1 protein-coding gene is annotated in these 396 nt (G+C 66.9%); it reads left to right on the top strand.

The features are described 5' to 3' along the window. Positions 1-285 (top strand): periplasmic heavy metal sensor (locus E5W87_RS24745; RefSeq protein WP_292403524.1); only part of this gene is annotated, 285 nt, incomplete at its 5' end. Between the last annotated feature and the right edge of the window lie 111 nt (positions 286-396).

Raw genomic sequence — 396 nt, 5'->3', positions numbered from 1 at the left:
TTTCGCCAGGCGCTCGCCGAGGCGCGGCGCCAGTCGGCTGCCGACATTGAAGCGGCTCGGGCCGGCCGCGAGGCGGTCGCGCGCCTGATCGAGGCTGAGCCGATCGACGCAGCGGCGGTCAATGAGACGCTCGCCTCGGTCCGGAAAGCCGATATGGCGCTGCGCGGTCGGCTCGAACAGGCAATCGTGACCTTCGCGACGGGACTGACACCAGCCGACAGGGCTCGGCTTGTCGACGGCCTGCGCGGCCGCACCAACATGCTGCGCCGAGCGCGCGAAAAATAGAGCCGCAAATAGCGACGGATTCCAGTCATCGCCGCGTTGAAGCCTCTGAAAGCAATGCTGACGGAGGTATGATTGGCACGTCCAAGCGAGGTCGCGGTTGCGCTCAACCGC

Source organism: Mesorhizobium sp. (genome assembly GCF_004962925.1).
Lineage (GTDB): Bacteria > Pseudomonadota > Alphaproteobacteria > Rhizobiales > Rhizobiaceae > Mesorhizobium.
Note: the sequence above shows the minus strand (reverse complement) of the source record. Positions and strands in the feature narration are given on the sequence as shown.